General features: G+C 68.8%; 19 protein-coding genes, 2 pseudogenes and 1 riboswitch. Of the genes and pseudogenes, 14 read left to right on the plus strand and 7 right to left on the minus strand.

Annotated features, from left to right (window positions below; translation table 11 throughout):
- Positions 1 to 52 precede the first annotated feature (52 nt).
- The 5 genes from ACRAWC_RS06360 to ACRAWC_RS06380 all read left to right on the plus strand — a co-directional run bounded on the left by ACRAWC_RS06360 (position 53) and on the right by ACRAWC_RS06380 (position 4771).
- Positions 53 to 1174, plus strand: coding sequence for a mannose-1-phosphate guanylyltransferase (locus ACRAWC_RS06360; RefSeq protein WP_431346990.1), 1122 nt, complete (start codon positions 53 to 55; stop codon positions 1172 to 1174).
- A 148-nt stretch (positions 1175 to 1322) separates the two neighbouring features.
- Positions 1323 to 1739, plus strand: coding sequence for a succinate dehydrogenase, cytochrome b556 subunit (gene sdhC / locus ACRAWC_RS06365; protein ID WP_431346991.1), 417 nt, complete (start codon positions 1323 to 1325; stop codon positions 1737 to 1739).
- A gap of 1 nt (position 1740) precedes the next feature.
- Entirely contained in the window at positions 1741 to 2184 is a 444-nt protein-coding gene (locus ACRAWC_RS06370; RefSeq protein WP_431346992.1) for a succinate dehydrogenase hydrophobic membrane anchor subunit, read from the plus strand.
- A 23-nt stretch (positions 2185 to 2207) separates the two neighbouring features.
- Positions 2208 to 4010, plus strand: a complete 1803-nt coding sequence (sdhA, locus tag ACRAWC_RS06375; RefSeq protein WP_431346993.1) for a succinate dehydrogenase flavoprotein subunit — start codon at positions 2208 to 2210, stop codon at positions 4008 to 4010.
- Positions 4010 to 4771: a succinate dehydrogenase iron-sulfur subunit gene (locus ACRAWC_RS06380; protein WP_370056505.1), complete on the plus strand. Its 762-nt coding sequence runs from the start codon at positions 4010 to 4012 to the stop codon at positions 4769 to 4771. Before sdhA ends, ACRAWC_RS06380 begins: the two co-directional genes overlap by 1 nt.
- 175 nt (positions 4772 to 4946) lie before the next feature.
- Here the strand turns inward: ACRAWC_RS06380 and ACRAWC_RS06385 are convergent, their stop codons facing one another.
- Positions 4947 to 5807, minus strand: a complete 861-nt coding sequence (locus ACRAWC_RS06385) for a hypothetical protein (protein ID WP_431346994.1) — start codon at positions 5805 to 5807, stop codon at positions 4947 to 4949.
- Positions 5808 to 5958: 151 nt separating this feature from the next.
- Complete coding sequence (locus tag ACRAWC_RS06390; protein ID WP_431346995.1) at positions 5959 to 6915, minus strand: hypothetical protein; 957 nt, start codon at positions 6913 to 6915, stop codon at positions 5959 to 5961.
- 247 nt (positions 6916 to 7162) lie between these two features.
- On the opposite strand from ACRAWC_RS06390, the gene ACRAWC_RS06395 reads away from it, so the two are divergent.
- The 6 genes and pseudogenes from ACRAWC_RS06395 to ACRAWC_RS06420 all read left to right on the plus strand — a co-directional run bounded on the left by ACRAWC_RS06395 (position 7163) and on the right by ACRAWC_RS06420 (position 12223).
- Complete coding sequence (locus tag ACRAWC_RS06395) at positions 7163 to 8374, plus strand: YihY/virulence factor BrkB family protein (RefSeq protein ID WP_431346996.1); 1212 nt, start codon at positions 7163 to 7165, stop codon at positions 8372 to 8374.
- A 9-nt stretch (positions 8375 to 8383) separates the two neighbouring features.
- Positions 8384 to 9222, plus strand: a pseudogene (locus ACRAWC_RS06400) (exodeoxyribonuclease III).
- Between the two features lie 48 nt (positions 9223 to 9270).
- On the plus strand, positions 9271 to 10263 hold the full coding sequence (gene trpS, locus ACRAWC_RS06405; protein ID WP_431349375.1) for a tryptophan--tRNA ligase: 993 nt from the start codon (positions 9271 to 9273) through the stop codon (positions 10261 to 10263).
- Entirely contained in the window at positions 10263 to 10877 is a 615-nt protein-coding gene (locus ACRAWC_RS06410) for a GNAT family N-acetyltransferase (protein WP_431346997.1), read from the plus strand. The genes trpS and ACRAWC_RS06410 overlap by 1 nt, the downstream gene beginning before the upstream one ends.
- A complete protein-coding gene (locus tag ACRAWC_RS06415) occupies positions 10874 to 11608 on the plus strand; it encodes an HAD family hydrolase (RefSeq protein WP_431346998.1) in 735 nt (244 codons plus the stop codon). Before ACRAWC_RS06410 ends, ACRAWC_RS06415 begins: the two co-directional genes overlap by 4 nt.
- A gap of 57 nt (positions 11609 to 11665) precedes the next feature.
- Positions 11666 to 12223, plus strand: a complete 558-nt coding sequence (locus ACRAWC_RS06420; RefSeq protein ID WP_431346999.1) for a hypothetical protein — start codon at positions 11666 to 11668, stop codon at positions 12221 to 12223.
- A 1-nt stretch (position 12224) separates the two neighbouring features.
- Here the strand turns inward: ACRAWC_RS06420 and ACRAWC_RS06425 are convergent, their stop codons facing one another.
- From ACRAWC_RS06425 to ACRAWC_RS06440, 4 genes and pseudogenes are all read right to left on the minus strand, one after another.
- The gene (locus ACRAWC_RS06425; RefSeq protein WP_431347000.1) at positions 12225 to 13538 is read right to left on the minus strand and encodes an LCP family protein; all 1314 of its coding nucleotides are present in this window, start codon (positions 13536 to 13538) and stop codon (positions 12225 to 12227) included.
- Positions 13539 to 13689: 151 nt separating this feature from the next.
- Positions 13690 to 15204 carry a glycerol kinase GlpK gene (gene glpK, locus ACRAWC_RS06430; protein WP_431347001.1) on the minus strand — a complete coding sequence of 505 codons (1515 nt, stop codon included), beginning with the start codon at positions 15202 to 15204 and terminating at the stop codon, positions 13690 to 13692.
- 70 nt (positions 15205 to 15274) lie between these two features.
- Complete coding sequence (locus ACRAWC_RS06435) at positions 15275 to 16054, minus strand: MIP/aquaporin family protein (protein ID WP_431347002.1); 780 nt, start codon at positions 16052 to 16054, stop codon at positions 15275 to 15277.
- A gap of 130 nt (positions 16055 to 16184) precedes the next feature.
- Positions 16185 to 17922 (minus strand): annotated as a pseudogene (locus ACRAWC_RS06440) (FAD-dependent oxidoreductase).
- Between the two features lie 148 nt (positions 17923 to 18070).
- Between ACRAWC_RS06440 and ACRAWC_RS06445 the strand changes: the two are divergent.
- Entirely contained in the window at positions 18071 to 19084 is a 1014-nt protein-coding gene (locus ACRAWC_RS06445; RefSeq protein WP_431347003.1) for a sugar-binding transcriptional regulator, read from the plus strand.
- 100 nt (positions 19085 to 19184) lie between these two features.
- Entirely contained in the window at positions 19185 to 19763 is a 579-nt protein-coding gene (locus ACRAWC_RS06450) for a hypothetical protein (protein ID WP_431347004.1), read from the plus strand.
- Positions 19764 to 19813: 50 nt separating this feature from the next.
- Here ACRAWC_RS06450 and ACRAWC_RS06455 read toward each other — a convergent pair whose 3' ends face one another.
- Positions 19814 to 20377: a hypothetical protein gene (locus ACRAWC_RS06455; RefSeq protein WP_431347005.1), complete on the minus strand. Its 564-nt coding sequence runs from the start codon at positions 20375 to 20377 to the stop codon at positions 19814 to 19816.
- Positions 20378 to 20545: 168 nt separating this feature from the next.
- Positions 20546 to 20698: riboswitch (FMN riboswitch) on the plus strand.
- Between the two features lie 136 nt (positions 20699 to 20834).
- Here ACRAWC_RS06455 and ribD point away from each other — a divergent pair.
- On the plus strand, positions 20835 to 21842 hold the full coding sequence (ribD, locus tag ACRAWC_RS06460) for a bifunctional diaminohydroxyphosphoribosylaminopyrimidine deaminase/5-amino-6-(5-phosphoribosylamino)uracil reductase RibD (protein WP_431347006.1): 1008 nt from the start codon (positions 20835 to 20837) through the stop codon (positions 21840 to 21842).
- Positions 21843 to 21844: the final 2 nt, after the last annotated feature.

Genomic DNA, 21844 nt, shown 5'->3' on the forward strand with positions numbered 1-21844 from the left:
GTGTCCCTGCTGTGAACGGGAGGTGACCAGCACCGCTCGGTATCCTTTCGTCATGACTTCTCCTGGCGCGCTCGACCGGTTCTACAGCATCATCCCGGCGGGCGGGATCGGCTCCCGGCTGTGGCCGCTGTCGCGGGCGGACGCCCCCAAGTTCCTGCACGACCTGACCGGGTCGGGGCAGACGCTGCTGCGGAACACCTGGGACCGGCTGGCCCCCATCTCCGGGGAGCAGCGGATCATGGTCGTCACCGGCCGCGCCCACCGGGCCGCCGTCGAGGCGCAGCTTCCGGCGCTGGCCGACGCCAACGTGGTGCTCGAGTCCGAGCCGCGCGACTCCACCGCCGCGATCGGGCTGGCCGCGGCCATCCTGCAGCGGCGCGAGCCCGGCGTCATCATCGGGTCGTTCGCCGCCGATCACGTCATCCGCAACACGCGGCTGTTCGCGTCCACCGTGAAAGAGGCCGTCGCCGCCGCCGACGCCGGCTACATCACCACCATCGGGATCAAGCCGACCGAGCCCGCCGTCGGGTTCGGCTACATCCGCTGCGGCGGCGAGCTGACGGTGACCGGCGCCCCGAGCGCGCTCGCGGTCCGGGCGTTCGTGGAGAAGCCGGACCTGCCGACCGCCGAGAGCTACCTCGACAGCGGTTCCTACCTGTGGAACGCGGGCATGTTCATCGCACGCGCCGACCTGCTCCTGGAGGAGATCGGCCGAAACAAGCCCGAGCTCTTGGCCGGGCTGCTCGAGCTCGCGGAGGCCTGGGACGACCCGGCCACCCGCGGCCCCGCGGTCGACCGGATCTGGCCGAGCCTGGAGAAGATCGCGATCGACTACTCGGTGGCCGAGCCCGCGGCGGCCGCGGGGAGACTCGCTGTCATCCCCGGCTACTTCGACTGGGACGACGTGGGCGACTTCGCCTCGCTCTCCAAGCTGAACTCCGGCGGGCGCACCACGGACCTGGCCATCCTCGGCGAGAACGCCCGGGTGCTCGCCGACGCCTCCAGCGGCATCGTCGTCAGCCAGACCAAGCGGGTCATCAGCCTGATCGGCGTGAAGGACATCGTGATCGTCGACACGCCCGACGCGCTGCTGGTCACGACGACCGACAACGCTCAGCGGGTGAAGTCGGTGGTGGACGCGCTGAAAGTCACCGGCTCGACCGACGTGCTCTGAGCCGCAGCGCCTCAGCGCCGATCCCCCATTTATCTCGACGTCGAGATAACCAAGGGCACCCTAAGCAGCGCGGAGCGGCCCCGCGGCATAGACTTGGCCCGCGCTTCGTGCGCGTTCTTTCAGCGATCGCAACCAGGGAGGGTTGTTCGTGCCAGACCAAGCGGCAGGGACCCTGCAACCGACGAAGTCGAGGCCGGGCGGCACGCTGTACCGCGGCCGTGAGGGCATGTGGTCGTGGGTGCTTCACCGCATCACCGGCGTCGCCATCTTCTTCTTCCTTCTCGTCCACATCCTCGACACCTCGCTCATCCGGGTCAGCCCGGAGGCGTACAACGCGGTGATCGGCACCTACAAGAACCCGATCATGGGGTTCGGTGAGATGGCGCTCGTCGCAGCGATCATCTTCCACGCCTTCAACGGCATCCGGATCATCCTGATCGACTTCTGGAGCAAGGGCGTCAAGTACCAGAAGGTCATGTTCTGGATCGTGATCGTGCTCTGGGTGATCCTCATGGCCGGCTTCGTGCCGACCCAGCTCATCCACATCTTCTCGGAGGTGAACTGACGTGACGACCATCGAGGCTCCGCGCACGCCGGCCCGCCCGGCCCGCAAGGGCGTCAACTGGGAGAAGTGGGGCTGGATCTACATGCGGCTCTCCGGCCTCCTGCTGGTGATCCTCATCTTCGGCCACCTGCTGATCAACCTCGTCCTCGGCGACGGCGTCAAGCAGATCGACTTCGCGTTCGTCGCGGGCAAGTACGCCACCCCGTTCTGGCAGGTCTGGGACCTCCTCATGCTGTGGCTCGCCCTCATCCACGGCGGCAACGGCATGCGCACCCTGATCAACGACTACGCGCACAACGTGATGGTCAACCGCATCCTCAAGTGGGCGGTCCTCGCGGCTGTCGTCGTTCTGATCGTGCTCGGCACGCTGGTGATCTTCACCTTCGACCCGTGCCCGGCGGGAGCCCACGCGGCCGACCTGCCTTCGTTCTGCCCGGCCAAGTGACTGATTGACGGAAAACAAACGCTGTGACAACTGAAACCACCGAATCCACCGTCATCGACGGCGTCCACTACCACGAGTTCGACATCGTCATCGTCGGCGCAGGCGGCGCCGGCATGCGCGCCGCGATCGAGGCCGGCCCGCACGCGAAGACCGCGGTGATCTCGAAGCTCTACCCCACCCGCTCCCACACCGGCGCGGCGCAGGGCGGCATGGCCGCGGCGCTCGCCAACGTGGAGGAGGACAGCTGGGAGTGGCACACCTTCGACACCGTCAAGGGCGGCGACTACCTGGTCGACCAGGACGCGGCGGAGATCCTCGCCAAGGAGGCCATCGACGCGGTCATCGACCTCGAGAACATGGGCCTGCCGTTCAACCGCACGCCCGAGGGCAAGATCGACCAGCGGCGCTTCGGCGGCCACACCCGCGACCACGGCAAGGCTCCGGTCCGCCGGGCCTGCTACGCGGCCGACCGCACCGGGCACATGATCCTGCAGACTCTGTTCCAGAACTGCGTCAAGCTCGGCATCAACTTCTTCAACGAGTTCTACGTCCTCGACGTGATCATGAACGAGGTCGACGGCGTCGACCAGCCTGCGGGCGTCGTCGCGTACGAGCTGGCCACCGGCGAGCTCCACGTCTTCCACTCCAAGGCGATCGTCTTCGCGACCGGCGGCTTCGGCAAGATCTACAAAACGACCTCCAACGCGCACACCCTCACCGGTGACGGCGTCGGCATCATCTGGCGCAAGAAGCTCCCGCTGGAGGACATGGAGTTCTTCCAGTTCCACCCGACCGGCCTCGCGGGCCTGGGCATCCTCCTCACCGAGGGCGCCCGCGGCGAGGGCGCGATCCTCCGGAACGCGTCCGGCGAGCGGTTCATGGAGCGCTACGCCCCGACCATCAAAGACCTCGCGCCGCGCGACATCGTCGCCCGCTGCATGGTCCAGGAGGTCGCGGAGGGCCGCGGCGCCGGCCCGCACAAGGACTACGTCCTCCTCGACTGCACCCACCTGGGCGCGGAGGTCCTGGAGACCAAGCTCCCCGACATCACCGAGTTCGCCCGCACCTACCTGGGCGTCGACCCGGTCGTGGAGCCGGTGCCGGTCATGCCGACCGCGCACTACGCGATGGGCGGCATCCCGACCAACAACAACGCCGAAGTGCTGCGCGACAACACCACCGTCGTCCCCGGCCTCTACGCCGCCGGCGAGTGCGCCTGCGTGTCCGTGCACGGCTCCAACCGTCTCGGCACCAACTCGCTGCTCGACATCAACGTGTTCGGCAAGCGCGCCGGCAACAACGCGGTGGAGTACGTCAAGACCGCGACCGCCGTGCCGCTGCCGGCTGACCCGGCCAAGGCCGTCCGCGAGATGATCGACGGGCTCCGCAACGGGACCGGCACCGAGCGCATCGCGGCCATCCGCAAGGAGCTGCAGGACGAGATGGACCGGAACGCGCAGGTGTTCCGCACCGACGAGTCGCTGGAGCAGGTCACCGGCACCATCCACCGCCTCCGCGAGCGCTACAAGAACATCGTGGTGCAGGACAAGGGCAAGCGCTTCAACACCGACCTCCTGGAGGCCGTCGAGCTGGGCTTCCTGCTCGATCTCGCCGAGGTCGTCGTTTTCTCCGCCCGCAACCGCAAAGAGTCCCGCGGCGGCCACATGCGCGACGACTTCCCGAAGCGCGACGACGAGAACTACATGAAGCACACGATGGCCTACCTCACCGGCGACCCGCACTCCGCCGACGCGGCAGACCACATCACACTCGACTGGAAGCCCGTCGTCGTGACCCGCTACCAGCCGATGGAGAGGAAGTACTGATGTCCAGCGCCGTGCTCGAGACTCCCCCGGCCCCGGAGGCCCCGGTCCAGTCGTTCACCGTGACGCTCATCATCCGCCGGTTCGACCCGGACGTGGACACCGAGCCGCGCTGGCAGGACTTCGACGTCGAGATGTTCCCGACCGACCGCATCCTGGACGCGCTGCACAAGATCAAGTGGGAGCAGGACGGCTCGCTGACCTTCCGCCGCTCGTGCGCCCACGGCATCTGCGGGTCCGACGCGATGCGCATCAACGGCCGCAACCGGCTCGCCTGCAAGACGCTGATCAAGGACCTGGACATCTCCAAGCCGATCTACGTCGAGGCTATCAAGGGCCTGCCGCTGGAGAAGGACCTCATCGTCGACATGGAGCCGTTCTTCGCCTCCTACCGCGAGGTGCAGCCGTTCCTCGTCGCGAACAGCACTCCCCCGAAGGACAAGGAGCGCATCCAGTCGGTCGCCGACCGCGCGCGCTTCGACGACACCACCAAGTGCATCCTCTGCGCCGCGTGCACGTCGTCCTGCCCGGTGTTCTGGACCGACGGCCAGTACTTCGGCCCGGCCGCGATCGTCAACGCGCACCGCTTCATCTTCGACTCGCGCGACGACAACGCGCAGGTGCGCCTCGACATCCTCAACGACAAGGAAGGCGTCTGGCGCTGCCGCACGACCTTCAACTGCACCGACGCGTGCCCCCGTGGCATCCAGGTGACGCAGGCCATCGCGGAGGTCAAGCAGGCCATCATGCGCGGCAAGGTCTGACGCCGGCCGCAACCGGCAGAGCGATCCGCTCCGACGACGAAGGCGCCCCCGGGAGGCCGGGGGCGCCTTCGTCGTTCGTGGGGCGTCAGCGAACCGCAGAGCGCGACCGCACGAACAGGCGGAGGCGCCCCCGATCTCTCAGGGGCGCCTCCGCGCGTGTCGGGCTACGACGGGGTCAGCCCCAGAGGTCGTCCCAGCCCTCGGGCTTGATGGCGTTCCAGTCGTCAGGCTTCGGCTTCGTCCAGTCGCCCACGATGCACCTGGCGCTTTGAGGGATCTGGGGCGACATCCAGACGACCTCGAAGAACCCGAAGTGGCTGTTGTCGTAGCGCTGGACGACGTCGAACGAGAAGATGCCCTCCGGAGTGACGTCGAGCACCACTCCGTCATCTCCGGCGCCGACGACGTTCCAGCGATCGGTCGCAGTCTGGGCTTTCACCTTCATGTCCGCCGGAAGCTTGGTTCCCTCGGGCACGCGGATCTGTCCGGTAACGGTGTGGAAACCGGTGAAGCCATCGTTCTTGGCCGCGACGGTGTAGTACTGGTCCTCCCACGAGAAGAAGATCCTCGGGCTGCCCTCCGGCAGCGGCGGAGCCTGATTCTTCCTCAGTGTCGTCGCGTCCGGCGCCCACGACGTGGCGGGGTAATTGCTCGAGACCGTCAGCACGCCCTCAGCGGCGCCGGTCCTGAGCGCGGACACAAAGAAGGAGAAGGTGATTCCGTTGTCGGTGTAGACGATGGCGGGCTCGGTCAGCACTCGGAAGCCGTCGGCGCCCTCCACCTGGAGCCGGAAGTTGGCGGGCAGGGTGCCGCCCTCGGCCGGAGTCAGGGTGCCCTCGATGGGGAAGGCGCTGCCCTCTTGTACGAAGTAGATCCTCTGGGGGATGTAGATCACGCCGGTCGAGGTGGCGGCCGAGGCGGCGTGGGCCGGCGATGCGGCGGCGAGGGCGATGGCCGGTGCGGCCCAGGCGGCCGTCTTGGCGACCGTGCGTCGGGAGACGAGGCGTGGCGCCTCGGAGTCGGGTGTGTCGTTCACGAGAAGAAGCCTTTCTTGGGCATGCTGAAATGTTTCACGCTAATCTTACTGGCTAACCGTGCTCAATTGCACATCGTCAGGCAAACTTTGAGGTGAGCGGGCATGCGGTGGAGGCGCCCCGCGCCCAGGGGCGCCTCCGCCGGAAGGATCCTCAGTACGTGTAACGCACGACGAAGCCGATCTTCGACGCGGCGCCGTCCTTTCGGATGATCGAGGTCACGATCCTGGCTTCGGCGACCGAGCCCGTGGGGAAGCCGGACGGGACGGTGGCATACACCGTCTTCGTCTGGGTGTACTGGAATTCACTGCCCCTCGCATCGACACTCGGCATGTACCCGCAGGCGCTGACCGTCGCCCGGCCGGCGAGGGTGCCGTCACCTCTGACCGACGACGAGCCGAGCACGGTGGTGAGGGCCGCGCTCGCGTCCTGAGGCACGCCGTTCACCTCGTAACGGTCGATCGTGACCTCGGTGGAGGTGTCCAGGTCCGTCCACGGCGGCGGGAAGCCTCCCGTGCGGACAGCGGCGGCGAAGGTGTCGTTGTTGAAGTTGTTGTAGTTGGCCGAGGGCGACGGATAGAGGTGGAACCGCAGGTCGAGCCAAGGCTGGTCGATGTTCGCTTTGGGCACCGGGAGGGCGGCGCCCGAGGCGACGGCCATCGGCTCGAACCAGCGAACCGTGTCGTCGAGGTCCGTGCGCGCACTCCGCCGCCACTGCGTGGCGATCGGGACCATGCCGTAGCCGGCCTCGAGGAATCCCGGCTCGAGAACGGTGAGGGTGGTCGTCGCCCCGGTGTAGCCGAGATGCGACGTGCTTTCGACGCTGAGGGTGACGCTCCGCTCCGTCGTGACCTTCGGCGCCAGGATGGTCATCCTGAACGTGCGGCTGTCCGCGAGGACGACCGGGCCCGACGTGACCGTGAACCCGGAGTCGTCGAGGCCGAAGGACGCGACGAGCTTGATGTCAGCGGGAAACGAGCCCGAGATGGGGGCCAGCCAGCCCGTGATCTCCATCTCCGCGCCCGTCGGCACGGCGTACGCCCCGTTGCCGAATCCGATCGTGCCGCGGACGGGGTCGGACGCCGCGTGGGCCGGCGAGGCGGCGGCCAAGGCGATGGCCGGGGCGGCCCAGGCCGCCGTCTTGGCAAGTGTGCGCCTACTTACACCAGGCGATGCGGGGGGGGGGGGTAATGCCGTTCACTACGTCAGAAGCCTTTCGGACCATAACTGAAATGTATCCTGCACAATCTAGCACCTGGAGCAAAGAAGTGTCCGTGCTTGGTTCGCACCGCAGCGGCCGCCGCGGACTCGCTATCCTTGCGGCGTGGCCAGGAAGTCGCGACACGGGGAGGGAACGGTGACGGCGCAGCCCGATCCGGCCCTGCAGCGCGCCGAGGGCACGGTCGAGCCGGAGGAGACGCTGAAGGAGCGCATCCTCGACGCCACGGAGCCCCTGAAGGAGCGGCTGGAGAAGCCGGTCGCGCGGGTGTCCCGGTGGGCGAAGTGGGTGCAGGCACTGCGGCCGTACCGGGTCTACATCAACTTCTCGCACTCCGACGGCAACCTGCGGGCCGCCGGGATGGGGTTCCAGTCGCTCTTCGCCGTCTTCGCGGCGGTCTGGCTGGGCTTCTCCGCCACCGGGGTCTGGCTCAGCGGCAACCAGGACATCTACGAGTCCCTGGTCGAGATCATCAACCGGGCGATCCCCGGCCTCATCTCGACGGACACGACGACCGGCATCATCAACTCCGAGCAGCTCGAGTCCGCGACGGCGTTCGGCTGGTCGGGCATCGTCGCGGCGATCAGCCTTCTCTGGACCGCGATCGGCTGGCTGTACTACACCCGCCAGGCCGTGCGCGCGGTGTTCGGGCTGAGCCGCGACACCACGAACTACGTGCTGCAGAAGATCCGCGACCTGTTCCTGGCGCTCGGGTTCGGGCTGGTCCTGATGTTCTCCGCGCTCATCTCCATCATCAGCACGCAGGCCGTGACCTTCTTGATCCATCTCGTCGGGCTCAGTTCGGACACGTTCTGGTCGGACGCGCTCACCCGGTTCTCCGGCCTGCTCATCTCCGTGGTCCTCAACATCTTCACGCTCGGCGCGATGTTCCGGGTGATGGCGCGGGTCGCCATCCCGTGGCGCAACCTCTTCTTCGGGGTGCTCCTGGGCGCCTGCGTGCTGGCCGGGCTGAGCGCGCTCGGCGGCCTGCTGTTGACGGGAGCGACGAAGAATCCGCTGTTGGCGACGTTCGCCGTGTTCGTCGGTCTGCTGATCTGGTTCAACCTGGTCTCGCGGGTCATCCTGCTGTCGGCCTCCTGGATCGCGGTCGGGATGTTCGACAGCGGCATCTCGCCGCGCATGATCACCCCGGAGCAGGCGGCGGCCGAGCGCGCGGCGGCGGAGTACGAGGCGCGGGTGCTTGTAGCGAAGGCCGAGTTGCAGAACGCGAGGGACGAGCTGGCCGGGTCGAGGTTCCTGGCCCGGCTGAGCGCGCAGCGCCGGGTCGAGAAGGCCGAGCACCGGCTCAACGACCTGCTCGACGACAGCGGCGTCGGCGCCCGCCGGTAGGCTGGAGGCATGCCCTCGAAACCCCTGCGCATCGCGACGGTCAACGTCAACGGCATCCGGGCCGCCTACCGCAAGGGCATGGGCGCCTGGCTCGACAGCAGGGACGTCGACATCCTCGCGCTGCAGGAGGTGCGCGCCGCCAGCGAAGACCTGCAGGGTCTCCTCGGCGACGAGTGGGACATCGTGCACGACCCCGCCACCGCCAAGGGCCGCGCGGGCGTCGCGATCGCGAGCCGCCATCCGCGCGCCGAGATCCACCGCGTCGAGCTCGGCGCGCCCGACTTCGACAGCGCGGGCCGCTGGCTGGAGGCCGACTACGAGGTCGGCGGCACCGTCGTCACCGTGGTCAGCGCCTACGTCCACTCCGGCGAGGCCGGCACCGAGAAGCAGGACGCCAAATACGCCTTCCTCGACGCGATGGAGGCCCGTCTCCCCCAGCTCGTGAAGCACAGCGAGTACGCCGTGGTCATGGGCGACCTCAACGTGGGTCACCGGAAGCTCGACATCCGCAACTGGAAGGGCAACGTCAAGAAGGCGGGCTTCCTCCCCGAGGAGCGCGCCTACTTCGACCGCTTCCTCGGCGCGGAGGACGACCCGCGCTACAACGACGGCGCCGGGCTCGGCTGGGTCGACGTCGGCCGCAAGGCGGCAGGCGAGGTCGACGGACCGTACACCTGGTGGTCGTGGCGCGGGCAGGCCTTCGACAACGACACCGGCTGGCGGATCGACTACCAGCTCGCCTCCCCGCGCTGGCGGCGACGGTGAAGAACTACGCGGTGGACCGTGCGGCCGCCTACGACGAGCGATGGTCGGACCACACCCCTGTGGTCGTCGACTACGCCCTCTAGCATCCGCACCCTCTCGACCGAAAGCAGTGACATGAGCACACTCCCCGCCTGTACTCCGGCATGCAGCCGTCGGCGGACTCCCTCCACCTCGGCAACTACGTCGGCGCCCTCCTGCAGTGGAAAGAGCTGCAGAGCACCCACGACGCCTTCTTCTCCGTGGTCGACCTGCACGCGATCACCGTCGCGCAGGACCCGGCGGAGCTCCGCGAGAAGACCCGGCGCACGGCGGCGCAGTACATCGCCGCGGGCATCGACCCGTCCGCCTCCACGCTCTACGTGCAGTCGCACGTGCCCGCGCACGCGCAGCTCGCCTGGCTGCTGAACACGATCACCGGGTACGGCGAGGCCGCCCGGATGACGCAGTTCAAAGACAAGGCTGCCAAGCAGGGCGCCGACGCGACCTCGGTCGGGCTGTTCGCCTATCCGGTGCTGATGGCGGCCGACATCCTGCTGTTCGACGCGGAGGTGGTGCCGGTCGGCGACGACCAGCGCCAGCATGTCGAGCTGACGCGCGACCTCGCGGAGCGGTTCAACAGCCGGTTCGGTGAGACGTTCGTGGTGCCGCAGGCGATGATCCTCAAGGACGGCGCGCGCATCTACGACCTCCAGAACCCGGAGTCGAAGATGTCCAAGTCCGCCGAGTCGGGCGCCGGGATCGTCTGGATGCTGGACGAGCCGGACGTGACGCGCAAGAAGATCATGCGCGCCGTCACCGACACCGACGGCGTCGTCTCGTTCGACCGCGCGGGCAAGCCGGGGATCTCCAACCTGCTCAGCATCTACTCGGCGCTCAGCGGCCGGGCGGTCGCCGACATCGAGCTGGAGTACGACGGCAAGGGCTACGGCGACTTCAAGAAGGGGCTCGTGGAGGTCGTCGTGGAGACGTTCGGCCCCGTCCGCGAACGCGCCCTCGACCTGCTCTCCGACCCGGCCGAACTCGACCGCATCCTCGCGGGCAATGCGGAGCGGGCGAGCGAAGTGGCCGAGCGGACGCTCGCCCAGGCCTTCAACGCGATCGGCCTGCTGCGGCGGGCGCACTGATGCCTCCGGCCCCGGTGGAGCTGGCGGGCGGCGCTGTCGTCCTGTCGGCGCCGACGGAGGCCGACATCGACCGGATCGCGGAGTTCTGCCGCGATCCGGAGGTCGCCGCGTGGACCACCGTGCCGTCGCCCTACGAGCGCGCGGACGCGGAGCGGTTCGTGACCGGGACCGTCCCGGACGGCTGGGCGAGCGGGCGGGAGTGCACCTGGGCGCTCCGCGACGCGGAGACGCGCCTCCTGCACGGCATGATCGGACTGCACCACCTCCACGACGGCGAGGGCGAGATCGGCTACTGGCTGTCCACGGAGGCCCGCGGGCGCGGCTGGATGGCCGCCGCGGTCGACCTGGTGCTCGACTACGCGTTCGACGGGCCCCCGGGGCTGGGCCTCCAGCGGGTCGTGTGGCACGCGTACGCAGGCAACGTCGCGAGCGCCGCCGTCGCCCGCCGGGCCGGCTTCCAGTGGGAAGGTGTCGCGCGGCTGGGCGCCCCGCACCGCGGAGTCCGGCGCGACGAATGGCAGGCTGCGCTCCTGCCCGGCGACCCGCGGCGGCCGGCGGACGGTTGGCCGGCGGCCGGCTGGCCGGCGTTCACCTCCGCGCAGGCGCCGCTGTGACCGGCCCGCGCGTGGTGCTCTTCGACCTCGACGACACGCTGTTCGCGCATCGCGCGGCGGTGTCGACGGGCATCCAGCAGTACGCCGGCCGCCTCGGCGAGCCGTACGGGACGATGGAGGCCGTCGACCTGACCGCGCTCTGGCACGACCTGGAGGAGGAGCACTACCACTCCTATCTCGCCGGCCGACTCGGCTTCGAGGGCCAACGTCAGGCGCGCGCCCGCGACTTCGCCGCCCGGCACGGCGTCGAGCTGAGCGACGCCGAGGCGAGCGCCTGGTTCGCGGACTACTTCGAGCACTACGTCGCCGCCTGGTCGCTGCACGACGACGCGCTCCCCTGCCTGGACGCGTTGCGGGCAGCGTTCCCCGGCGTGCGGTTCGGGCTCATCACCAACGGCGACCTCGCCTTCCAGGGCCGCAAGGTGGAGGCCGTCGGGCTCGACACCCGTATGGACCACCTGATCGCGTCCGGCGAAGTCGGCGTCGCGAAGCCGGACCCGCGCATCTTCGAGCACGCGTGCTCGGTGTTCGGGGTGCGGCCTTCCGAGGCGGCGTACGTCGGCGACCGCCTGCACACCGACGCGATCGGCGCAGCGCGGGCCGGACTGACCGGCGTGTGGCTGAACCGGCGCGGCGACGTGCCGACGGCCGACGACGCGGCGGAGGCCGCCGAGGTGGGCGTGATCGAGCTCAGCGGGCTCGCGGGATTGGTGGGGGCGCTCAGCCGCTGATCCGCGTCGCAGGCCCAATGCGGTTGCGCGCCGCAACGGCCCATTAGAGTTGCGCCCATGATCGAGTCCGCCGATACCGTCGCCCGCACCCGTCTCCGGCCGGGCGAGCACCTGTTGTGGTCGGGACGGCCGGACGCCGGCCGGCTGTTCAACCGGTCCGACGTCTTCCTGGTCCCGTTCGGGCTGTTCTTCCTCGGCTTCTCGATCTTCTGGACGGTCGCCGCCGCCCAGACCGGCGGCTTGTTCAGCCTGTTCGGGCTTCTGTTCATGGCGGTGGGCGTCGACTACGTCTTTCTCCGATTCCTCGTCAAGCGCTATCGGCAACTCCACTCGACCTACGCGGTCACCGATCGCCGGGCGTTCGCCGTCGTCGGGGGCAAACTGATCGAGACCCCGGTCGCCAGCGACAGGACGACCACCTGGACCGGGGACAGCCACGTCAGCGTCGTCTGGACGGGATCGGTGGGCGTCGGAGGCTTCTCGCGCGGCCAGGTTCCGCTCAACAGCGGGCTCGACGGCATCCTCTCGCCGCTGCCGATGGCATTCTTCGACGTCCCCGAGCCGGCGGCTCTGATGGCCGCGCTCGACCGGGCGACCACCCGCACGACGACCTGACTCAGTTGCCCTTCGTGCAGGTCTGCTGCGCGGCCGTCTGACCGGTGACGTCCGACGGGAGGCTGACCGCGGAGGAGGTCGGGGCCGGAGTGCTGCCGCTCGTCGTGCCGCCGCTCGTCGTACTGCCGCCGGCGGCGCTCGACGTGGCGCTCGGCGTCGGCGTCGCGGCCGCGGTGGGCGCGCTCGACGGCGATGCCGACGGGGCCGGGGTCGCCGACACCGTTCCGTTGCCCGTCGTTCCCGTGAGCTGCACCGGGGTGTCGGAGGCGAGCGCCTGCTTGAGGGCGTCCACTCCCGTCGGCTCGGGGACGACACGGTTGACGTCGTTGGGGTCGGTCATCGCCGGGTACTGGAGAAAGACGAAGTCGCTCAGCGGCACGCTCTTCAGTGCGAGGCCGATCGACACGAGGGTGGTCGGAGAGGCCATCGTGTCCGAGAGCGTGAGGTTGGAGGTCGCGGCCTTCGCCAGCGTGAACAGCGTCAGCGGGTTGCCCAGCACCCCCGCGCTCGTCACCTTGCGCAGCAGCGACGACAGGAAGAGCTGCTGGTTGCTGATCCGGCCGAGGTCGCTGCCGTCGCCGACGCCGTGGCGGCTGCGGACGAAGGCGAGCGCCTGCGCGCCGACCAGAGTCTGCTGACCGGCCGGCAGGTTGAGGCCGACGTACGGATCGGTGAGCGGCGTGGCGAGACAGACGGTGACACCGCCGACGGCGTTGGACATCGCCGAGACGCCGTCGAAGCTGATCTCCGCCGCGTACGGGATGCTGAGACCGGTGAGCGCCTCCGCCGTGAGCACGACGCAGGAGAGCCCGCCGGTCGACAGCGTCGTGTTGAACTGCGCACTGTCCTGCGGGGACGTGGAACCGCCGCCCGAGGTCGGGCAGGACGGGATCGGCACCATCAGGTCGCGCGGGATGCTGATCACCGTCGCGTGCTGGTGGTCGGCCGAGAGGTGCAGGATCATCGTGACGTCGTTGTTGCCGGCGCCCGAGCTTCCCGCGAGCTCCTGGGAGGTCGAGAACTGGCCGCCCTGGCCGGTGCGGGTGTCGGTTCCGGCGAGGAGGATGTTGACGGCCCCGGACTCCGCGCCGACATCAGGAACCGTGACGGCCTTGCCCGCCGCGGAGACCAGGTGGACGGAGGGCTTCAGAGAGCGGACGGTGTCCTGCACCGCGTACGCGGCGACGGCGCCGACCGAGACCACGGCGACGGCGACCACGGCGGCCAGCAGGCGCGCGACCGGTCCCCGGGCGCGACGGACCGGCAGGCGGCCGTGCCGCACCGGGGTCGGTCGCTCGACCGTGGAATGCCTCATGCTTCGAAGCTAAGGCAGCAATCTGCGGGAAACCTTTTTCGCGGATGAGGAATCTGGAAGGATCCTCAGGCTCGAGGCGCACGCGACGCTCACGACGCGCGAGCGCCGCCCGGCAACATGCCGGACGGCGCTCGGTGGCACTGCGCGGGGGCTACTTCACGTCCTCGTCGATCCAGTCGAACGTCTTCGTGACGGCCTTCTTCCAGAGGCGGAGCTGGCGGTCGCGCTCGGCGTCGTCCATCTTCGGCTCCCAGCGGCGGTCTTCCTGCCAGTTCTTGCGGAGGTCGTCCAGGTTCTCCCAGAAGCCGACCGCGAGGCCGGCGGCGTAGGCCGCACCGAGGGCGGTCGTCTCCGCGACGACCGGTCGGATGACCGGCACGCCGAGGATGTCGGCCTGGAACTGCATGAGGGTGTTGTTGGCGATCATGCCGCCGTCCACCTTCAGCTCGGTGAGGTCCACACCGGAGTCGGCGTTGACCGCGTCGAGCACCTCGCGGGTCTGGAAGGCCGTGGCCTCCAGTGCCGCGCGGGCGATGTGGCCCTTGTTAACGTAACGCGTGAGGCCCACCAGGGCGCCGCGCGCGTCCGACCGCCAGTACGGCGCGAACAGGCCCGAGAACGCCGGCACGAAGTACGCGCCGCCGTTGTCCTCGACGGTCTTGGCCAGGTCCTCGATCTCGGGGGCGCTGGAGATGAGGCCGAGGTTGTCGCGCAGCCACTGCACCAGCGAGCCGGTGACGGCGATCGAACCCTCCAGGGCGTAGTGCGGCTTGTCGTCGCCCAGCTTGTAGCCGAGCGTCGTCAGGAGGCCGTTCTTGGAGTGGATGATCTCCTCACCTGTGTTGAAGATGAGGAAGTTGCCGGTGCCGTAGGTGTTCTTGGACTCGCCCGGATCGAACGCCGCCTGGCCGAACGTGGCCGCCTGCTGGTCGCCCAGGATGCCCGCGACGGGCACCTCGCGCAGCAGGCTGGACGACTCCACCGTGCCGTAGACCTCGGAGGAGGCCTTGATCTCCGGGAGCATCGACCGCGGCACGCCGAACACCTCGAGGATGTCGTCGCGCCAGGAGAGGGTCTCCAGGTCCATGAACATGGTGCGGGAGGCGTTGGTCACGTCGGTGGCGTGCACGCCGCCGTCCGGGCCGCCGGTGAGGTTCCAGAGCACCCACGCGTCGGTGTTGCCGAACAGCAGCTCGCCGCGTTCGGCGCGCTCGCGGGCGCCCTCCACGTTCTCCAGGATCCAGGCGATCTTCGTGCCCGAGAAGTAGGTGGCCAGCGGGAGGCCGACGATCTGCTTGAACCGCTCGACGCCGCCGTCCGCCGCGAGGCGGTCGACGATCGGCTGGGTGCGGGTGTCCTGCCAGACGATGGCGTTGTAGACGGGCTCGCCGGTGTTCTTGTCCCAGACCACCGCGGTTTCGCGCTGGTTCGTGATGCCCACCGCCGCGATGTCGTGACGGGTGAGGTCCGCTTTCGAGAGGGCCTGGCCGATCACCTCGCGGGTGTTGTTCCAGATCTCCTTCGGGTCGTGCTCGACCCAGCCGGCGCGGGGGAAGATCTGCTCGTGCTCGAGCTGCCCGGTCGACACGATCGACCCGGACTTGTCGAAGATGATCGCGCGGGTGCTTGTCGTGCCCTGATCGATAGCGACGACGTAGTCGGCCATACGTAACTCCTTTGTTTTGGGGTGGGACTGATGAGGGCCGGTCGGGGTCTCCCCGGCCGGCCCCCGGGTGTTACTTGGTGAGGATCGGAAGCAGCAGCAGCGCCAGCCAGCCGGCGAGCAGACCGCCGATGATCGGGCCGACGACCGGGACCCAGGAGTAGGACCAGTCGCTGGTGCCCTTGCCCCGGATGGGCAGGACGGCGTGCGCGATGCGCGGACCGAGGTCACGTGCCGGGTTGATCGCGTAACCGGTCGGACCACCGAGGCTGGCGCCGATGCCGACCACCAGGAGGGCGACGGGCAGTGCGCCGAGGGCGGCGAGGCCCGCCGCGGTTCCGGGCTGGTGACCGAAGGCGATCACCACGAACACCAGCACGAAGGTGCCGATGACCTCGGTGACGAGGTTCCAGGCGTAGCTGCGGATCGCAGGGCCGGTGGAGAACACGCCGAGCTTGTTGCCCGGGTCGGGCTCCTCGTCGAAGTGCTTCTTGTACGCCAGGAACGTGAGGCACGCGCCGATGAACGCGCCGATGAGCTGGGCGACGATGTACAGCAGTATCGTCACGAAGTTGACCGGCACCAGCGTGTGCCCGGCGGCGCTGCCGAACGTCTTGGCGCCGTTGGCGACCAGGCCGAGCGTCACCGCGGGGTTCAGGTGCGCGCCCGAGTTGTAGGCGACGACGACACCCGAGAAGACCGCGATGCCCCAGCCGAAGTTCACCATCAGGAACCCGCCGTTGAAGCCCTTGTTCTTGATCAGGGCGACGTTCGCGACGACACCAGTACCGAGAAGCACCAGCATTGCCGTTCCGCACAACTCTGACAGGAAATCAATACCGATATTGTCCACGTTGACCTTCCAGTTGTTCAGTTGACCCGCACCCTGTCGTGCGATGGTGTGGCTCTCGCCAGGGTGGGCCTTTGAACGCTATTGCGGTCGGGTCCGCCCGGGCAAGGACCGTTCTATGCACGTTCGTGCATTATCGGAGCGCCGCGGCTTCGCTCCCGTCCCCCGACGCCAGGTTCACCCGGTGGGCGGCTGCCAGTTCCGCTTGGAACGCATCTTCCTCCTCCGCGCGCCGGTTTGGCGACCATCCGAGGGCGTTTGCGACGATTTCGCCGACCTCGTGGACCAGCGGGATCGAGACCGATCCGGTGAACGCGAAGCTCGTGCGGCGCAGGAAGACGTCGGAGAGGTGGGCTACCCGCTCGGTGCGCACGAGGTGGTCGAGCTCCGCGCGGGAGTAGTCGGGCGCAGCGGCGAGCGGGGTGTCCTCCCCTCCCAGCCGGCGATGGCGTCGATGACGGAGGCGGCCTTGGTGCCGTAACGGTGCAGCAGCACGCTCGCGCGCGCCGCGCCACGTCGGCGCCGTAGCGGGCGATCCAGTCGCGCTCCGCCTGCGGGCTGGCCGGGAAGCCGGCACCGCCTCCGATCGGCAGCCCGAGGGTGGAGACGGTGCGGGTCACGCCCAGAGCCTCCAGCGTCTCGTTCGCGAGATGCTCGCTGAGGGCGCGGAACGTCGTCCACTTGCCGCCCACGAGGCTGAGGACGGTGGTGTCCCCGAGGCCGGCGATCGTGCCGGGCACGATCCGGTAGTCGCGGGAGACGAAGCCGGGCGCCGTGTCGTCGTGGTGCGGCAGCGGACGGACCCCGGAGAAGCTGTAGACGATCTGTTCACGGGTGACCGGGATCGTTGGGAAAACGTGCGCGACCAGTTCGATGAAGTAGTCGATCTCCTCCTCGGTGCACACCGCGGGCACCGCCATGTCGGCGTCGAGGTCGGTCGTGCCGACCATGACCTTGCCCTTCAGCGGGTAGATGAGGACGATGCGGCCGTCGTTGTTCTCGAAGAAGATCTCGCGTCCGTCGCACGCCTCCAGCAGTTCGGGATTGTCGAGGACGATGTGCGAGCCCTTGGTGCCGCCCATGAACTGCGTCGCCCGTCCCAGGGCCGCGTTGGTGAGGTCGGTCCAGGGGCCGGACGCGTTGACGACGACCTCGGCGGTGATCGCGAACTCGTCGCCGGTCTCCCGGTCGCGGACGAGCACGCCGCCGTCCTGGGCTCCGATCGCCTCCAGGTAGTTGGCGGCGCGGGCGTGCGGGCCTGCGGCGAGGCCGTCGGCGAGGACGTCGAGCGCGAGTCGCTCCGGGTCGTGGACCGAGGCGTCGAAGTAGGTGGCGGTGTACTTCAGGCCCGGGTTGAGCTTCGGGAGGGTCTCGAGCGACTTCCGGCGGCCGTGGAAGCTGTGCCGCGGGACGGTTCCGCCCTCGCGCGAGAACGTGTCGTAGATCGTCAGGCCGGTCTTGATCAGGAAAGCGCCGCGCTCCTTCGGCTTGCCCTGCTTGTGGGTGAGGAAGCGCAGCGGTGCGGCGAGGATGCCGGAGAACGTGGAGTAGATCGGGATGGTCGTCTGCAACGGCTTGACGTAGTGCGGCGCGATCTTCAGCAGGCCGTTGCGCTCGGTCACCGACTCCTTGACCAGCCGGAACTCGCCGTTCTCGAGGTAACGGATGCCGCCGTGGATCATGTGGCTGGAGGCGGCGGACGCGCCCGACACGAAGTCGTTGCGCTCCACGAGCACCACGTCGACGCCCTGGAGGGCGAGGTCGCGGAAAGTGCCGAGCCCGTTGATACCGCCGCCGACGATGACGACCTGCGCGCTCGGGCGCTCGCGGAGCTGCTGGATCTCGGGGCGGACATTCGACTGCGTCGTCACGGATACTCCTGGTGCTTCTACTGAACGGCGATGGGTTTCGCTATAGTCTTCGATGCCGGCACAACTTCGATCAAGCCGGATGCACATACGTGCAGCGCCATCCCCGAACCCCAGGCAGCAGTATCCGAAACCAGAAAGCGGTCCCCGAATGTCCGCACCCGACACCCAGAACCTCCCCGAGAAGGTCCGCGACGCCCTGAAGGCGGGGCACCTGTACTACATGCAGGACCTGACGATGGAGGCCATCGCCCACGAGATGCACACCTCGCGTTCCAGCGTCTCGCGGCTCCTCTCCTATGCGCGCGCGTCCGGGCTGGTCACGATCCAGATCGCTCAGCCGCACGAGGCCGCGACCCGGGTCCAGCAGGAGCTGCACGCCCGCTACGGCATCGGAGCGCACATCGTCCCGATGCCGAGCGCGATCAGCGACGTCGACCGGCTGGAGCGCGTCGCCATCTCCGCTGCACGGATTCTCGACCGCTTCATCGACTCCAACACCACGGTCGGGGTCGCCTGGGGCTCGACGATGAGCGCGCTGAGCAGGCACCTCATCCCGAAGGACCTGCACAACGTGGAGTTCGTGCAGCTCAACGGCGCCGGCAACACCTACACGACCGGCGTGCTGTACGCGTCCGAGATCCTGCGCCGGTTCGGCGACACCTACTCGGGCACGATCCAGGAGTTCCCGGTCCCCGCGCTGTTCGACGACCCGCAGACCAAGCAGGCCATGTGGCGGGAGCGCAGCACGCGGCGCATCCTCGACATCCAGGAGCGCATGGACGTCGCGCTGTTCGGCCTCGGCTCGCCGTTCTCGGAGGTGCGCTCCCACGTGTACGCGGGCGGTTACCTCGACGCGGACGACTACGCGTCGCTGGACGCGTCCGGGGTCGTCGGCGACGTGGCCACGGTGTTCTTCCGCGAGGACGGCAGCCACCACGGCATCCCGTTGAACGAGCGGGCCAGCGGGCCGGACATCGACCTCATCAAGCGCGTGCCGCGCCGGGTCTGCATCGTCTCCGGACCGTCGAAGGTGCACAGCCTCCGCGGCGCGCTCGCGGCTGGGCTCATCACCGACCTGATCGTGGACGAGGGGACGGCGCGGGCGCTGGCGGATATTGCGGCGCCGCACAGCGCGGTGGGGCCGGTGGAGGACGCTGCCTGACTCCCCTGAAATTTAACCTTCTAACTGCAATCTAACGTTTGTAGTGTTGAAGTCGGCGATCGGAATCGGGTCGCGAATTCAACGATGAAGGGAAACCCCCATGACCTTTGCGCTCAACGCAATCCGCGTCGGCATGGCTGCGGCACTCACCGGCGCGCTCGTCTTATCCGGCGCGCTCGCCGCCCAGGCGGACGACGCGACCGCGGAGACGCAGACAATCTCCGTCGCGATGGTCCCGTCCGGATTCGACTCCGCCGTCGCGGAAGCGAACGGTTACCAGATCGTCACGGACAGCGATGGTCAGCAGCGTTCGGTCGCCGTGAGTCCCGAAGCCATCCGGTTCGAGAAGTCACTCGCGATGAGCCGGACCACCTGGGTCGAGGGCCCCTGCGGCAACTCGTGGATCAACGCTGTCAGTCGCGGCAATTCGAAATTCGTCTCCACCGGGTTCGTTGTTCCGCGGCCCGTGATCGCAAAGAACTGGACCGTGCAGGTGTGGGGATGGTCGGGCATGCCCTCGTACTGGTGGGGCGGCGCGAGCGGGTCCTCCTGGAGCAGTAGCTGGTCGTTCTCGATGCCCGGGGATGGCTTCGCTAACGTGCTCCCGGGTTCCAACGTCGTCATGAACAACGGGGCCGTCTGCGCATCCGGATCGCCGGGAGAGAATTTCCACTCCTGACCGACCGAGCGCGACGAGCGGGTGTCATCGCGGCGGTGACACCCGCTTGCTCAAATCCGCCCGAACGAACGCAACGCCTCCGAGTAGCCGGCCACGTCGCGGCGGGTGACACTCGAAACGACGAGCGTCGCCGCGGAGAGCTTCCGCCAGTACCCGCCGGCGAGAGGGAGCTCGATGACCGTCCGCAGACCGCGCTGCCAGGCGACGCGGACATCCTCGACGACCGCCCTCTCGGCATTGTAGAAATCGGGAGTTCCTCGCCACGAACGTACGCCCTCGCCGGCATCGAGACCTAGCTCGTCCGCGAACGCTCCGATGTCGGGTGCGGCCCAGAGCTCGGGGTGCTCCGCCACCGCAAGCGGGTCGAGCTCATGCACATGCCGCGAGTGCTCGAGGCACTCCTTCCACAGCTTCTCCCAGGTCCCGACCAGTCGGTGGTCATCCGAGGAAACCGGTTCACCGGGAAGCGCAGCGGGCGGCAGTGACGGTTCAGCATTTCCGGCAGCCATGTGGCGCAACCACAAGAGGTCGAGCAGGTTCGCGCCGTCGGACACGCGAATCGTCATGTCATTCGGCCACTCATGGGCGTCGTTTCCGTTTTCGAACCGCATCATTGCTCCTTATTCGCCTACGGAATCTTCCATTAACACTTATACATCTGAGACGCCAGCGTTCACTGAGCCTACCAACTGGCCGCAGGCAAAACGCTGCCGCTCCATGTCCGCATATGTCCGGGGAATACTTCCCCCGTTCCCGCGTTGATCTAGACTCGACAACAGAAGAACGTGCTCCGGGGTCGGTGAGAGTCCGAACCGGCGGTGACAGTCCGCGAGCGGGAGGCGAGAGCCCCCTGCTGAGCCGGTGGAATTCCGGCACCGACGGTAATGCGTGCAGGCGTGAGCCTGGGCGCTCAGTCCGGATGGGAGGCGCACGTCGGCGGTCGACGACCGTCGCGAACGCGAGCTTTCGGCTCCAGCGACCCCGGCATCACGTCTCACATGACGAGAGAGATCTCGCAGCGAGAGACAGGACGACGCCCGGATGACCCGGACTGGAGAATGGGAAGCGGCGATGCGCACCGCGCTGCGGCTCGCCGAGGGCGGCCCGGCCACCGGCGTGAACCCGCGCGTCGGCTGCGTGATCCTCGACCCCGAAGGGCGCACGATCGCGGAGGGCTTCCACCGCGGGGCCGGCACCGCGCACGCGGAGGTGGACGCGCTGAGCACCCTCCCCGAGGGCGGCGCTCGCGGCGCCACCGCCGTCGTGACGCTGGAGCCGTGCAACCACTGGGGGCTCACCGGCCCCTGCTCGGAGGCGCTGATCGCCGCGGGTGTCGCCCGCGTGGTCTACGCGGTGGCCGACCCGGGCCGGCACTCCAGCGGAGGGGCCGACCGGCTCCGGGAGGCCGGCGTCGAGGTGATCGGCGGCGTGCTCGCCGACGACGCCGAGCGCTTCCTCGGCGACTGGCTGACGGCCGCGCGCCTCGGCCGGCCGCACATCACGGTCAAGTGGGCCAGCACGCTCGACGGCCGCACGGCCGCCGCCGACGGCACCAGCCGCTGGATCACCGGCGCCGCGGCCCGGCAGCGCGTCCACGAGCAGCGGGAGGCCTCCGACGCGATCGTCGTCGGCACCGGCACCGTGCTCGCCGACGACCCCAGCCTGACCGCGCGCGGCGACGCAGGCGAACTGCTCGCGACGCAACCGACGCCCGTGGTGGTCGGCACGCGCGCCGTACCGAAGGACGCCGCGGTTTTCCGGCACCCGCATCCCGTGATCTTCGAGGGCACCCACGACCTCCACGAAGTCGTCGCCGACCTGCGCCAGCGCGGCTTCCGCCGGGTCTACGTGGAGGGCGGCCCAACGCTCGCGAGCGCGTTCGTCGCCGCCGGGCTCGTGGACGAGTACGCGATCTACCTCGCGCCGTCGCTGCTCGGCGGCCCGAAGCTCGCGCTCGGCGACATCGGCGCCGAAACCATCGGCGACCAGCGCAAGCTGCGCATCCTCGACGTCGAACGACTCGGCGTCGACCTGTACCTGCGGGCCGTGCCCGTGCCGACCACCCACCAGGAGGCGTGAGC

Source organism: Leifsonia sp. L25, assembly GCF_050632895.1.